Consider the following 15,237-nt stretch of genomic DNA (forward strand, 5'->3'; position numbering starts at 1 on the left):
CGCCCGCGCAGCTGCGCGCCGGTCCGGCAAGGGTTCCGTTACTCAATCACACCGTATGTGCGCCGTGGCCCCTGACAAACCCAACGTGGGCCGCCCCGATCGTGGCGGTACCGGCCATCGGCGGTACCGGCACGATCGGGGCGCCGCCTACCGTCTGCTGCCGGCCTGGCGGCCCGGCCTCACTTCAGGTGCCGGCCGAAGAACCGGTCCCCGTCCTCCACCTCGAACCATGGGGTGCCGGTGTGCCCGCCCAGATTGGCGTGCAGCGTCTTCTCCTTGGTGCCGAAGGCGTCGAACAGGTCCAGGGCCCGCTGCCGGGGGTTCCCTTCGTCGTCCCACTGGAGCAGGAACAGCAGCGGAATGGTGACCTGCCGGGCCTCCTCGCGTTGGGCGCGGGGCACGTAACCCCCGGCGAAGAAACCGGCGGCCGCGACGCGCGGCTCGACCACCGCCAGCCGAATGCCGACGGCGGTCCAGCCCGAGTACCCGACCGGGCCGCCGATCTCGGGCAGCGAAAGGAGGGCGTCCAGGGTGGTCCGCCATTCCGGGACCGCCTTTTCGACCAGCGGGCCGATGAAGGACTCGAAGATCTCATCGACCGGCTCGCCGGCCTGCATCGCCCGGCGGAGGTCGGCGCGGGCCTGCTCGTCGGCGGCGGAACGGGGCCGGTCACCGCACCCGGAGGCGTCGATGGTGGCCACCGCGTAGCCGTACGCCGCGGACTGCCGGGCCCGGGCCACCAGCCGGGGTTCCCTCTTGGGCAGGCCGTTGTTGTGGGCCATCAGGATCAGCGGGGCCGGCGCGGTGGATCCAGGCGTCCACAGGGTGCCGGGGATCTCGCCGAGGGTGAATTCGCGCTCGAGGATGCCGTCGTCGAGGCGCTGTTCGGACGTGAATTGCATGGTCGTGCCTTTCGGGAGTGCTCTTGAACGGCGCTCCCGGACGACCTATCGCCCGACCGTGACCCCGGAGGGAAGCACCCATGTCGATACGTTCACGGGTACCACCTCCTCATTCTCTCGCACGGCCTCCGGAAAGGTAGCAGTGGTCGCCGTGGTCCGCCAACAGGTTTTCGCGGAGGCTCCGGGGCCCACCGCGAACGCGGTCACGCTCAGCCGGCAAGGCCGCCGCACCCCGCCGTGGCGGTCAGGACGTCAGATAGGCCTCCACCTCGCTGAACTGGGCCGCCGGCCAGCCCGTGTTGGCGGTGACGTGGAGCCTCAGATAGCGCAGGTCGGTGTTCTGGGGCAGGCTGAGGGTGACGGCGTTGCTCTGCGCCGGGTCGAAGCGGTAGCCCTGCGAGCCGACCACCGTGGAGTACGACGAGCCGTCGGTGCTGCCGAGCACGGACAGGGTCTGGGTGCGGGCCTGCCACGCCGAGGAGGGCGGCAGCTTCAGCACGACCCGGCGCACCGCCTGGCGGGAGCCGAGGTCCACCGTCCACGACTGGGGGAAGGCGTTGTTGGCGGACTCCCAGTAGGTGTTCGCGTCGCCGTCCACCGCCTTGCCGGGGGTGTAGACGTCCTGCGATCCCGTCGCCGTGGCCGGCCGGCCCTTGAGGAGGTTGCGGGCGGGGTCCGGGTCGGGGTTGCCCTGCCCCGGCTGCGGCCAGGTGGAGCAGTCCGACCAGGTGCCGCTCCAGCCGGAGTTTCCGCCGCCGTCGGTGAGAGCGAAGGAGCCGGAACCGGCCGGGTAGGGGCAGTTGTAGACGCCCGCCACGCCGACGCCGGTGGCCGCGACATCGCTGAGCTTCGCCGCGCCCTGCGCCTCGGCCTGGACGACGACGGTTCCGGTGTTCCTCACGGTCGCACCGGTCACGTTGACGTTCTTGACCGCGTAGCCGTGGCCGCCGCCGGAGACGAACTCGAACGCGCTGTATGGGCTGTTCGTGATGGTCGTGTTGGTAATGTTGACGGTGGCGTTGATGGCGCTGTCGTAGGAGTCGACGCGAAGGGCCCCCATCGGGTGGTTCCAGTTGGGGTTCATGGCGCCGGTGCGCACCAGCGTGTTTCCGTCGACCGTGATCGTGCCGGAGAGAGAGTGGAAGGGGTCGAGGAACTTCTGGTTCGAGATGGCGATCCCGCTGCCGAGGGCGTTGGTGTCGGAGATCAGGTTGTTCTTGACAGCGATGTCGGTGCCGCCGTAGATCGCGATGCCGTTGGCGAGGTTCGGTTGCGAGATGGTGTTGTTCTCGAAGCTGCTGTCGGTGTCCGGCGCATTCAGCGACCACATGGCGAGCGCGTCGTCGCCCTGGTTGCGCAGGAAGTTGTCGCGGACGCGCACGCCCTTGGCACTGCCGTTGAGGTTGAGCCCGTCGGCGGTGGTGTCGAGGATGCGGTTGTGTTCGACGACGAGATTGTCGTTGTTGCCCATCAGCCAGAGGCCCACCTTCAGGTGCTGGAGCCACATGCCCGACACGCTGGAGTTCGGGCCGAGTGAGCCGTTGACGAAGTTGTCGGGGTTGGAGTCGACGCGCTCGGTGACCTCCCCGATGACCGCGAAGTCCTTGATGTGGACGTTGCCGGACGAGCTGGACTGGTCGATGAAGCGCGAGGTGTGCACGGTGGAGTACCAGTGCCCGGCGCCCCGCAGGGTGACGTTCTGGACGCCGCTCAGGGAGGAGGTCAGCTTGTAGTCGCCCGGTGGGATCCAGACCACGCCGCCCTGGGCGGAGGCGATGGCGTCGCGGAACGCCTGCGTGGAGTCGCCCTGCCCGGTCGGGTCGGCGCCCTTCGAGGTGACGGAGACCGATCCCGCGGGCTGCGTGGCGGCCGGCTCCGCCTGCTCGAAGTCGACCACGTCGACGGTGGCCTGGACGTTGGTCGCCTCGAACGCGATCTTGTCGCCGGCCTGGACGCTCTGGCCGAGCACAAGCCGGGCGTTGTCGTAGAAGTGGTGGGTCTTCGCCCCGGCGATCCAGCCGGTGTCCACGTACGAGTACTTGGAGGTGACCGCCAGGGTCTTCGCCAGCTTGGTTCCGTTGACGTACACGTTGAGCGTGCCGGACTGGCCGTCCGGCACGCTGTAGGAGACGGTCACGGCGTTGGCCGCGCGGGGTGCGGTGAATTCGACGCGCTGGCCGGAGGCGAGACGGACGGCCTGGCGGCCGGATGCCTCGGAGGCGAGGGTCCCCTGGGTGTAGTCGGGGCCGATCTTGGTGCCGGTGGTGGTGGCCGACTCGGCCTCGACCGAGGTGAAGGGGAGGGCGGCGCCCGCGGCGGCGTGCGCGGCGGTGGGGGGCAGGACGAGCAGCATGCCGGCCGCCAGGGCCACGGTTGCGCCGATCGCCGGCATCCGCCTGACCGATCCGAAGGTATTGCTGCGCATGAGCTGATCCCTTCGTGTGGGGGGTGTGGGGTGAGAAGGAAGCACGGTGCGGTGGCGGCTCAGGCGAGCAGCCAGGCCGCGGTGTCCCGCGGCAGGCGGCCACGGTCGTCCAGTGGTCCGCTGACCAGCAGGGAGCGGGAGTGGTCGGGCAGCCGGGCGGGCGTGTCCGCGAGGTTCACCACGCATATGAGCCCGTCCGCGCCGGCGAAGGCGAGGACGTCATCGGGGGCGGGGAGCCAGGTGAGCGGGGTGTCGCCGGAGCCGGACGTGGCGCGGCGGATACGGAGGGCATCCCGGTAGAGGCTGAGCATCGAGCCGGGGTCCTGCGCCTGGCGGTCGGCCGCGTAACCGGGCCAGTCGGCGGGCTGCGGCAGCCAGGGTTCCACGCGGGAGCCGAAACCGGCGTACGGCGCCTCGGCCGCCCACGGCAGCGGCACCCGGCAGCCGTCCCGGCCCGGGTCGGTGCCGCCGGAGCGGAAGTGCATCGGGTCCTGGACGCGGTCGCGGGGGATGTCCGCCTCGGGAAGGCCGAGCTCCTCGCCCTGGTAGACGTAGACGGCGCCGGGCAGGGCCAGCGACAACAGGGCGGCGGCCCGCGCCCGCCGGGTGCCGAGAGCGAGGTCGGCGGGGGTGCCGAAGGCCTTGGTGGCGAAGTCGAAGGAGGTGTCCTCGCGGCCGTAGCGGGTGACCGTGCGGGTCACATCGTGATTGCACAGCACCCAGGTGGCGGGCGCGCCCACCGGAGCGTGCTGGGCCAGCGTCTCGTCGATCGACGCCCGCAGGCGCCGGGCGTCCCAGGGACAGGCCAGAAAGGAGAAGTTGAAGGCGGTGTGCAGCTCGTCGGGGCGCAGATAGCGGGTGAAGCGTTCGGTGTCCGGCAGCCACACCTCGCCGACGAAGATCCCGCCGTATGCGTCGGCCACCGTCCGCCAGGAACGGTAGATGTCGTGCAGTTCGTCGCGGTCGACGTAAGGGTGCCGGTCACGACCCTCGACGAAGTCGGGCAGGCGGGGGTCCTTCACGAGCAGGGCGGCCGAGTCGACGCGGACCCCCGCGACGCCCCGCTCGAACCAGAAGCGCAGGATGTCCTCGTGTTCCCGGCGGACGGCCGGATGGCTCCAGTTGAGGTCGGGCTGCTCGGGGGCGAACAGATGCAGATACCAGCCACCGTCGGGCAGCCGGCTCCACGCCGGACCGCCGAACTGTGATCGCCAGTCGTTGGGCGGCAGCTCACCGTGGTCGCCGCGGCCCGGCCGGAAGTGGAACAGCTCGCGCTCGGGACCGCCTGCGAGAGCGGCGCGGAACCAGGGGTGCTGGTCGGAGACGTGATTGGGCACGATGTCGATGATCGTGCGGATGCCCAGATCCCGTGCCTCGGCGATGAGCTTCTCCGCCTCGGCCAGGGTGCCGAAGGCCGGGTCGATGGCGCGGTAGTCGGCGACGTCGTAGCCGCCGTCCTTCAGCGGCGACAGATACCAGGGCGTGAACCACAGTGCGTCGACGCCGAGTTCGGCGAGGTACGGCAGCCTGGCGCGGACGCCCGCGAGGTCGCCGGTGCCGTCGCCGTCGCCGTCGGCAAAGCTGCGCACGTACACCTGATAGATGACCGCGGAACGCCACCAGTCGCGGTCCGTCCGGGCAGGGGTGGGCTGTGCCACGGCGGTGCCTTTCTTCTCGAGGGGGTGGGAGCCGGTCCTTCGCGCTGCGGGCGGGGTCAGCCCTTTGTGCTGCCCGCGCTGATCCCGGCGATGATGTGCCGTTGGAAGACGAGGAACAGCGCGACCATCGGGATGCTGGCGATGACCATCGCGGCGATGAGCACGGTCAGCTGGATGTTCTGGGACAGCTGCACCAGTGCCACGCTGATCGGCTGCTTGTCCGGGTCGGAGAAGACCATCAGCGGCCACAGGAAGTCCTGCCACACCGCGACCAGAGCGAAGATGGACACCACGCCGAGCACGGGACGCGACATGGGCAGCACGACCGACCACAGGGTGCGCAGCTTTCCGGCGCCGTCGATCTCGGCGGCCTCCAGCACATCGCGCGGGATCTGGTCGAAGAAGCGCTTGAGGAGATACAGGTTGAAGGCGTTGGCGACCGCCGGAAGCCAGATGGCCAGCGGGTCGTTGAGCAGGCTGGTGTGGAGCAGCGGCAGGTCGGCGACCGTCAGGTACTTCGGTACGACCAGTGCTTGGGCCGGGACCATCAAGGTGGCGAGGATGCCGCCGAGGATCACCTTGCCGAAGGCGGGCTTCAGCTTGGACAGGGCGTAGGCGGCGGCCGTGCAGAACACCAGCTGGAACAGCCAGGCACCGGCCGCCTGGACCACCGTGTTCCACAGGTGGGTCGGCAGCTGCATGAGCTCCCAGGCGTCGGTGTAGCCGCTGACGCGCCAGTGGGACGGGACGAGGGTGGGCGGGGTCCGGGCCACCTCGTCCGGTGACTTCGCGGCCCCGGTCACCATCCAGTACACGGGGAACAGGAAGGCGAGCGCGAACAGCACGACGACACCGGTGAAGACGGTCCAGTAGACGGCCTTGCCGCGGGGGCGGGCCAGGGTCGCGGGGGAGACGAGGGTCCGGGTGCTCATGCGTCCACCTCCCCGGATCGGGTCAGTCGCAGATAGAGGGCGGAGAAGAGCCCGAGCAGCACCAGGAGCATGACGCTCAGCGCACAGGCGCCGCCGAAGTCGTTGTAGAGGAAGGCGTACTTATAGATGAGGTACAGAACGGTGACCGTGGCGTCCTCCGGGCCCCCGCCGGTGATCACGAAGGGCTCGGTGAACACCTGCATCGTCGCGATGATCTGCAACAGCATCAGCATGAGGATGACGAACCGGGTCTGCGGAACGGTCACATGCCGGATGCGCTGCCACAGATTCGCGCCGTCCAGCTCGGCGGCCTCGTACAGCTCACCGGGGATGGACTGGAGCGCCGCCAGATAGATCAGGACCGTGCCGCCCATGTTGGCCCAGGTGGCGACGGCGACCAGGGATATCAGGGCGGTGTCGGCGCCGTTGGTCCAGTTCGAGGTGGGCAGGTGCAGAAAGCGGAGCGCCTCGTTGGCCAGGCCGGCGCCGGGGTCGTAGAACCACTTCCACAGCAGGGCGGTGACCACCGGCGGAATCATCACCGGCAGATAGACCACGACCCGGAAGAACGCCTTCGCGTGCCGGAGTTCGTTCAGCACCAGCGCCAGTACGAACGGGATCGCGAAGCCGATGAGCAGGGCGAGCAGGGTGAAGGTGAGTGTGTTGCGCCAGGCGGCACCGAACTCGGGATCGTGCAGGACGCGGGTGAAGTTGGCGGTGCCGACCCACTCGGGCGAGGAGCCCGGTGTGTACTTCTGGAAGGCGATGACCACCGCGCGGATCGCCGGATACCAGGAGAAGAGAGCGAAGCAGAGCAGGCCGCCGAGGAGGAAGGCGTAGGCGCGGGCCTGGTCGTGCAGGCGCCGCCGCCCCCGGCCCGCCACCGGGGGCGGCGCCTTGACGGGCCGTACGGCGATCGCGTCGGCGGGGCGCCGGGCCACGGTCCTGGTCATCGGTGTCAGCTCCGCGACAGGATGCTGTCGATCTTGCCGGAGGCGCCCTCGAGGAGCGCGTCGATGTCGGCGTCCTTCTTGGTCAGGACCGCGGAGACGGCTCCGTCGAGGACGGAGTAGATCTGCTGGGCCTTCGGCGGCTCGATCTTCATCCGCAGGTCCTGGTTGCCGTCGAGGAAGGCCCGGTAGTTCTCCACGGGGACATTGGCGTTGGCCGTCTTGACCTGCTGGTCCTTGGCGTCGGCGGCGCCGGTGAACAGCCGCGGCTCGGGCAGGCCGACGGGGGCGTCGCGCTTCTTGGCGCGGGCGTAGTCGCCGAGGAAGCCCTTGCCCGGCGTGAGGAACATGTGGTCGAGCCACTTCAGACCCGCTCGGATCTGGGCGGGGGAGTCCCCCTTGTGGAACATGTAGCCGTCGCCGCCGATGAGCGTGCCCTTGCCACCGGGCATGGGGGCGATGGCGAGGTCCTTGTAGTTGCCGCCCTTCTCCTTGACCAGGATCGGGATGTTGTCGGGCGCGGCGAGGTACATACCGAGCTTGCCGGAGCCCATCAGCTGCTGGACGTCGTTGAGGATGAGGAGCTGCTTGCTGCCCATGGAGTCGTCCACCCAGCGCATATCGTGCAGGTTCTGGAGGACGGCGCGCCCCTCGGGGGTGTCGATGGTCGCCTTCTTGCCGTCGGGGCTGACGACGTCGCCGCCCTGGGAGTACAGCTCCGCCGTGAAGTGCCAGCCGCCCTGGTTCTGCGCGCTGTAGTCCGCGTAGCCGACGGTTCCGCCGCCCAGCTCCGCGATCTTCTTGGCGTCGGCGCGGACCTCCTGCCAGGTCGTCGGCGGCTTGTCGGGGTCGAGGCCGGCCTTCTCGAAGAGCTTGCGGTTGTAGATCAGGCCCATCGAGTAGCCGGTGCGCGGGATGCCGTAGACCTTGCCGTCGACCGTGTAGATGTCGCGCAGTTCCTTCCGGATGGTGTCGTAGCTCTTCAGCTCCTTGAGGTACGGGGTGAGGTCGGCGGCCTGACCGATGTCGACGACGTGCTTGGCGTCGGTGAAGTAGGTGTAGAAGACGTTCTCCATCTGGCCGCCGGCGAGCTTGGCGTCGAACGTCTTCGGGTCCTGGCAGGGGAACGCGTCATGCGCGACAACATCGATGTCCGGGTTCTGCTTTTCGAAGGAGGCGACGTCCTCAGCGAACAACTCGTGGTCGACCTTGGCGCTCTTGGGCGGCATGCAGTTGACGGTGATACGCGTCTTTCCGCTCGCCGCGTCGTTGTCCGAGCCGCATGCGGTGAGGGCAAGGGAGCAGACACTCAGCACGATGAGGCGACGACGGAACCCGGTGCTTCTCATGGTGGACCCCTCTGGACAGGAGCAGGGAAGCCCCACGCCGGTGGGCGGAGCGCACACAGCCGTGGGTGCGCCGCACACTCAAGCACCGTCGACATCATGCTGCAAGATGTCGCGCAGAAACTGAAAACAATCGACAGGTCTTACAGGCGTTCGAGTCCGGGTCGAGTTCACCCGCGCGGGGCTTGCGCGGTGGAGGCGCGCACCACCAGTTCGGGCTCGAACAGCAACTCCTCGGCCTGTACGGCCAATCCGCTGATCTGCGCGTTCAACAGCTCCACCGCCGCCCTGCCCATGGCCTCGATGGGCTGGCGCACGGTCGTGAGCGGCGGCTCGGTGCAGCTCATGAGCGCGGAGTCGTCGTAGCCGATGACGGATATCTGCGACGGCACGCCGAGCCCCTTGCGGCGCGCGGCCCTGATGGCCCCGAGAGCCAGCGGGTCGCTGGCGCAGACGATGCCCGTGACCCCCCGGTCGATCAGCCGGGAGGCCGCGGCCTGGCCGCCCTCGATCGAGAAGATGGCCCGGGCGACGAACTCGTCCGGCAGATCATCGGCGACGGCTCGGGCGGCGGCCAGCTTGCGGGCCGACGGCATGTGGTCGCCGGGCCCGAGCACGAGCCCGATCCGCTTGTGGCCGAGGGAGGTCAGATGGCGCCAGGCCTGCTCCACCGCCACGGCGTCGTCGCAGGAGACGCCCGGGAAGCCGAGCTGCTCGATGGCCGCGTTGACCAGCACCACCGGAATGTTGCGGTCGGCGAGCAGCCGGTAGTGGCCGTGCTCCGCGTCGGCCTGCGCGTACAGGCCGCCGGCGAACACTACGCCGGAGACCTGCTGTTGCAGCAGCAGCGTCACGTAGTCGGCCTCGGAGACCCCGCCCTTGGTCTGGGTGCACAGCACCGGAGTCAGGCCCATCTGGGCCAGGGCCCCGCCGATGACCTCGGCGAACGCCGGGAAAATGGGGTTCTGCAGCTCGGGCAGGACCAGTCCGACCAGGCGGGCGCGGTCGCCGCGCAGCTGCGTGGGCCGCTCGTAGCCGAGGACGTCCAGGGCGGCCAGCACGGACTGCCGGGTGGCTTCGGACACTCCGGGCTTGCCGTTGAGCACCCGGCTGACCGTGGCCTCGCTGACCCCCACCTTTTTCGCCACTTCAGCAAGTCGTCGCGTCATACACGCAAGAGTATCGCAAGTTATGCAAGTCGCTTGCGTAAATGCTCCATGGACTGCCTCACAGGGACTTTCGACTTGTTCGGGACAAAGTATGGACGGTTCGAGATGTTGTTCGTACGCTGGGCGTCGCTTTCGTACGGACGTCTGCGTGCATCACGGCGGAATGCCGCTGCACCACCCGTACGTGGACGAGCTCCACTCCATGGCCGCGGTCCGCCGTCGGCCGCTCCGCCTAGCGCCCAGCAGGAGGAAGAGTGACGCCACGCAAGTACCCGAGCCTCCGTAGCCATCGCCGTAGACCACGAAGAATCACCGGCCTGCTCCTCGCGGCCCTTTTCGCCGGCGGTCTCGCGACACCGGCCGCCGAAGCGGACGAAAAGCCCTTCGGGGACCTGCCGCCCCAGGAACCCGGCGTCACCCTCCGCGTCTTCGATATCCAGTCCCCGCTGAGCAAGCTCTGCGACCTCAAGCCGGCCCAGACCCCCAACGTCGACAAGCTGATCCCCAACGTCGACTGGTCCTCCACCGAGGGCTTCGGTTTCACCGACAACTTCGTGTCGCAGATCATCGGCAACATCAACATCCCCACCGACGGCACGTACACGTTCCGCCTGATCAGCGACGACGGTTCCCGACTGCTCATCGGCGACAGAAGGGTCATCAACCACGACGGACTGCACGGTGCCGAGCCCAAGGACGGCGAAGTCGCCCTTACGCCCGGCTACCACGCCCTGCGCATCGACCACTTCGACCGCGGTGGCGAGCAGCAGGTCACCCTCCAGTGGAAGCCGCCGGGCGCCGACGACTTCACCCTCGTCCCGAACTCCGTGCTCAGCACCGACGCCGGCGTCGTCCGTGTCACCGCCCCCGGCCGCAAGGAGTGCGAGGGCAACTATGACACCCCCGGCGACGGCCTCCCGCTGACCTCGGTCAACCCCGGCTACACCCTCACCGATCTGCGTCCCGAGGGCTTCGAGCCGCAGGTCTCCGCGATGGACTGGCTGCCGGGCGGCAAGCTCGCCGTGACGACGTGGGGCGGCAGTACCAAGACGGAGGGAGAGGTGTACGTCCTCGACCATGTCACGGGTGACACCGGCCCGGAGAAGGTCACGTACAAGAAGATCGCCGGCGGGCTGAAGGAGCCGATGGGGATCAAGTACGTCGACGGAAAGCTCTACGTCTCGGAGAAGCACCAGCTCACCGAATTGTCCGACATCGAGGGCGACAACACCGCGGACGAGATCCGCAAGGTCGCGGAATGGCCGTACGGAGGGAACTTCCACGAGTTCGCCTTCGGACTGCTCTACGAGAAGGGGAACTTCTATCTGAACCTCTCGGTGGCCATCAACTACGGCGGCGCGACCACCGATCCACAGCCCGCCGCGAACCGCGGCGCCACCATCAAGGTGAACAAGAAGACCGGAAAGGTGAGTTACCTGGCCGGCGGCCTCCGTACCCCGAACGGGATCGGACGGGGCCCCGAGGGCGATCTCTTCGTCACCGACAATCAGGGCGGCTGGCTGCCCGCCTCCAAGCTGCTCCACGTCAAGCAGGACCGCTTCTTCAACCACTACACCAACCCGGACGGCCCGTTCGACGACCGCCAGGTCACCAAGCCCGTGCTCTGGCTGCCGCAGAACGAGATCGCCAACTCGCCCAGCACCCCGATGCTGTTGAAGAAGGGACCCTTCGCCGGGCAGATGCTCTTCGGCGACGTCACCTACGGCGGAATCCAGCGCGCCGACCTGGAGAAGATAGACGGCGAATACCAGGGCGCGGTGTTCCGGCACACCCAGGGCCTGGAGGCCGGCATCACCCGGATCAGCACCGGACCGGACGGTGCGATCTACGCCGGCGGTCTCGGCGCCGACGGAAACTGGGGCCAAGAAGGCAAACTCCGCTTCGGCCTGCAAAAACTCACCCCGAACGGCACGACCGCCTTCGACATCAAGACCATGCGCGCCACCCGCGACGGCTTCGAACTCACCTATACCAAGCCCCTGTCGGCCGAGACCGCCGCCAAGCTGACGAACGGCGCCTACTCCGTCGAGCAGTGGCGCTACGTCCCCACCCCGGCGTACGGCGGCCCCAAGGTCGACGAAGAGACTCTTCCCGTCGCAGCCGCCCGACTGTCCGCCGACCGTCGCACGGTCCGGCTCACCATCCCCGGCCTCAAGACCGACCGGGTGGTGCACGTACGCTCACCGCGCCCCTTCGCCTCGGACACCGGTGACCAACTCTGGTCCACCGAGGCCTGGTACACGCTGAACGCACGCCCCGGCCCCGAGCAGCCCGTCACCTCGTACGACGCGGAATCGGCACGCCTGGCGGGCGGAGCCGGCATCGACACCGAGCACGCCGGCTACACCGGCGGCGGCTTCGTCGACGGCTTCGGCACCCCGGGCGCCATGGCCACCTTCGAGGTCGACGCACCCGCGAAGGGCAGCTACGACGTGGGACTGCGCTACGCCAACGGCCCCCACCCCTTCACCGGCACCAAGACCTTGGGCATCACCGTCAACGGCGGGCAGGCGCAACAGACCAGCCTCCCCTTCACCGGCGCCTGGAACCGCTGGTCCACCAAGACCGAGCGGCTCTCCCTGCGCAAGGGTCGTAACACCATCGCCTATACCTATCGATCCGAGGACACGGGCCACGTCAACCTCGACATGATCGAGGTGCGCAGACCCGGCAGCCGGATCGACCTGTTCTCCGGCGGGAGCGTCTCCACCGCCTGGCAGCACACCGACGGACGCAGCGTCGAATGGCCGCACTCCGCCGAGGACTCCATCGAGGTGTGCTGCGGCGACATCCGCACCAAACAGGCTTTCGGTGACTTCAGGCTGCACGCCGAATTCCGGGTGCCGAAGCTGCCGGACGATGTCACCGGGCAGGACCGCGGGAACAGCGGCATCTACCTCCAGGAGCGGTACGAGATCCAGATCCTGGACTCCTTCGGAGTGGAGAAACTCGCCCCGAACGACGCCGCGTCCATCTACAACAAAAAGGCCGCCGACCTGAACGCCGCCACCGCACCGGAAACCTGGCAGACGTACGACATCGATTTCCGCGCGGCCCGTTTCGACACCGAGGGCCGGAAGACCGATGACGCCAGGATCACCGTGGTGTGGAACGGCAGGAAGGTCCACGACAACGTGGCAGTAGACGGCCCGACCGGCGGCGGCGACGCCGAATCGGCGGCGACGGGCGCAATCCGGCTCCAGGACCACGGCAACAAGGTCCGCTTCAGGAACCTCTGGATCGAACCGCTGGACTGACAGCCACGAAAAGAACTGTCCCGGGCCGGTGAACACCGTGCGTGAGAACGCACGGATTCGTCGGACCCGGGACAACTGGGCTCATGATTCTCTGCGTTCTCTCCCGTCAGGCCCGAGAGGTCACACGCGCAGCGCCCACAGTGTGCCGCTGTCGTCGAGGAACACGACCGAGTCGCCGCTCGCGGCAGGCTCGCTCATGACCGTGCTGTCGAACTGGCCTGTCCAGAGCGTGCGGCCGTGTTCCACTCCCACGATTCGCACGCTGGTCCAGCGCTGGAACACTCGTTCCTGCCCTGTCCCGGAGAGCAGGGCGTATTCGCCGGTGGTCCGCACTCTCTGAGTATCGGCGTGCCACCGTTTTGTGCCGTCGTCGGCGGCCAGGCACACCGGTCCCGATGCCGTGGGGAGGACGAACCCGCCCGCCACGCTGGTCGTCCCCTGTTCCTTCAGGCCGACCTCTTGGTACGTACTGCCGTAGGTCCAGATCTGCTCGCCGGTGAGTCCGTTCAGTGCGGTCGGTTTCCGGCGGGACCCCGCGGCCAGCGGAAGGAACACCGTGGTGTCCGACACCAATTCATCGAGCGGCTGGAAGGCCCCGGTGCTGAAGGTATCCGGTTTGGTCGTCTGGAACGGGCTCCGCCACATCACCTCACCTGTGTCCGCCTTGCGGCAGACGAGGTCGACGGGGGCGGTCCTGCCGTCCTCGTAACAGAGCAGGCCCTCACCCAGGGGCTGCGCCAGGTCGCCCTGCGGCTGGAAGTTGGAGCGGGTCCACAGCCGCTTGCCCGTCTTGCCGAGTACCGCGATTCCGCCGCGGCAGAGGATCAGGTCGCCGGCCAGGATCCATGTGGCGTCGTAGGGGGAGGACACGTTGGTCGCCCATCGCTGGCTGCCGGTGCGCGGATCGATTCCGATCACGTAACCGTCCTCACCGGTGATCAGCAGGCCGCTGGGCCGGTGCACATCCAGCCTCATGCCGCTGTTGGAGACCGAATGCTGCCACCGGCGATCCCCGGTGGCAGCGTCGAAGGCGTGCACCTGTCCGCCCTTGTTATCGGAGTCCCGGGTCAGGGCGAGCAGCGTGCCGCCGACGACCGTGAAGCGTGTTTCCCGGGACCAGGCCGCGTTGAGGGACGTTTTCCACAGACGCTTACCGGTGGCAAGGTCGAAGGTGTGGAGCGCGGCGGTCTCCTTGTAGTAGTGACCGGCGGCCACATGACACCGGCCGTCGGACAGGACGACGTCCGGCCCGTCGGAGTTGATCAGGTCGACGTCTGCGATCTTCTGCGACCAGGCGACCGGGTCCCGCTCGGGGTCGCCGGTCAGGTACATCACCGCCGCCCCTCCGGCGACCGTGACCGCGGCGACACCCGCGCCCCCCAGGAGCAGGCTGCGCCGGCTCATGCCTGTCCCACCGGACGGCCCGGTGGGCGCCTGAACCGTAGCTGCCGCCGCGAGATCGTCGGACACGGAGGCAGCCGCGGGCGGTGAGCCCGCCCCGTGCTCCTCCCGGACGGCGACCGTGGGGGTGTAGCGAACCGCGGGTACGGCCTGCCGCACACCACCGAGGCGCCGCAGCTCGTCGGCGAGCGCGGCGGCCGATTCGTATCGCTCGCGCGGGTCCTTGGCCAGCAGCCGACCGACCAGACGGTCCCATGGAGCCGAGACGCCGGGCACGAGGCTGCTCGGCACGGGCGGCGGATCGTGAAGGTGCGCCGTGATATAGCCGAGGGTGTCCGGGGCGTCGAACGGCATCCGCCCGGTGAGCAGTTCGAACAGCACACACCCGAGGGAGTACAGGTCGCTGCGCTGCTCGGGGCGCCCGCGTGCCTGCTCCGGTGCCATGTACGCGGCCGTGCCCACCATGAACCCGGTGTGGGTCAGCCGGTCACCGGTAGCCGAGGCGTCGGCGGCGCGGGCGATCCCGAAGTCGAGCACCTTCAGGCCACCCGAGGCCGCGACGAACAGATTCGCGGGCTTGATGTCGCGGTGGAGGATGCCGGCGGCATGCGCCTCACCCAGCGCGTCGCACGCCTGCGCCCCCCACCGCGCCACCTCCTCCTCGCCGAGTGGTCCGCGCCGGACAACGGCGTCCAGGCCCTCGCCCCGGAGCAGTTCCATCACGAGGAACGGCGTCGTGCCCTGGCCGGTGGTCGCCTCACCGAGGTCGTGGACGGTCACGATATGGGGATGCTGAAGCGCGGCGGTGATCCGTGCCTCCCGCAGAAACCGGGCGCGCGCCTCGTCGGCCCGACTGCCGCCACCCGCAAGGACCGAGATCACCTTGACCGCGACCGGCCGCCGGAGACTGGCGTCCTGCGCCTCCCACACCTCCCCCATCCCGCCGTGCCCCAGCGGACGCACCAGGCGGTAGCGGTCAGCGAGTATCAGATCCCGGTCGTCCACAGCCCCACGTCCCCCGGCGGTATGCGGTTTTCACTCGGCAGCGATGATCGTAGACCGTGCCCCCGATGACACAGGACCCGGGCGACAGCAGACATCGCCCGTCCGCTCTCGCGCAGGAGCTCACGGGGTCACCGGCCCAGTGCTCCTTGCGGTACCCCAGTCACTTCCCGA

9 protein-coding genes are annotated in these 15,237 nt (G+C 68.7%); 1 reads left to right on the forward strand and 8 read right to left on the reverse strand.

Annotated features, from left to right (window positions below; all coding sequences use genetic code 11):
• Positions 1-179 precede the first annotated feature (179 nt).
• The 7 genes from ACH4S9_RS17390 to ACH4S9_RS17420 form a co-directional block, all read right to left on the reverse strand.
• A complete protein-coding gene (locus ACH4S9_RS17390; protein WP_311721553.1) occupies positions 180-902 on the reverse strand; it encodes an alpha/beta hydrolase in 723 nt (240 codons plus the stop codon).
• A 244-nt stretch (positions 903-1,146) separates the two neighbouring features.
• A complete protein-coding gene (locus tag ACH4S9_RS17395) occupies positions 1,147-3,327 on the reverse strand; it encodes a discoidin domain-containing protein (RefSeq protein WP_398372658.1) in 2,181 nt (726 codons plus the stop codon).
• Between the two features lie 59 nt (positions 3,328-3,386).
• Positions 3,387-4,985, reverse strand: coding sequence for a glycoside hydrolase family 13 protein (locus tag ACH4S9_RS17400; RefSeq protein ID WP_398372660.1), 1,599 nt, complete (start codon positions 4,983-4,985; stop codon positions 3,387-3,389).
• Between the two features lie 56 nt (positions 4,986-5,041).
• Positions 5,042-5,917, reverse strand: coding sequence for a carbohydrate ABC transporter permease (locus ACH4S9_RS17405; RefSeq protein ID WP_358843446.1), 876 nt, complete (start codon positions 5,915-5,917; stop codon positions 5,042-5,044).
• Positions 5,914-6,870, reverse strand: coding sequence for a carbohydrate ABC transporter permease (locus ACH4S9_RS17410; RefSeq protein WP_398372663.1), 957 nt, complete (start codon positions 6,868-6,870; stop codon positions 5,914-5,916). Before ACH4S9_RS17410 ends, ACH4S9_RS17405 begins: the two co-directional genes overlap by 4 nt.
• A gap of 5 nt (positions 6,871-6,875) precedes the next feature.
• Positions 6,876-8,216 (reverse strand): ABC transporter substrate-binding protein, encoded by a 1,341-nt coding sequence (locus ACH4S9_RS17415; protein ID WP_398372665.1) that lies wholly within the window; start codon positions 8,214-8,216, stop codon positions 6,876-6,878.
• 167 nt (positions 8,217-8,383) lie between these two features.
• Entirely contained in the window at positions 8,384-9,382 is a 999-nt protein-coding gene (locus ACH4S9_RS17420) for a LacI family DNA-binding transcriptional regulator (protein ID WP_311721560.1), read from the reverse strand.
• 254 nt (positions 9,383-9,636) lie between these two features.
• Here ACH4S9_RS17420 and ACH4S9_RS17425 point away from each other — a divergent pair, with 254 nt between their 5' ends.
• Entirely contained in the window at positions 9,637-12,660 is a 3,024-nt protein-coding gene (locus tag ACH4S9_RS17425; protein ID WP_398372668.1) for a family 16 glycoside hydrolase, read from the forward strand.
• Between the two features lie 120 nt (positions 12,661-12,780).
• Here the strand turns inward: ACH4S9_RS17425 and ACH4S9_RS17430 are convergent, their stop codons facing one another.
• Entirely contained in the window at positions 12,781-15,066 is a 2,286-nt protein-coding gene (locus ACH4S9_RS17430; protein WP_398372670.1) for a PQQ-binding-like beta-propeller repeat protein, read from the reverse strand.
• Between the last annotated feature and the right edge of the window lie 171 nt (positions 15,067-15,237).

Source organism: Streptomyces sp. NPDC021225 (assembly GCF_044332865.1).
Lineage (GTDB): Bacteria > Actinomycetota > Actinomycetes > Streptomycetales > Streptomycetaceae > Streptomyces.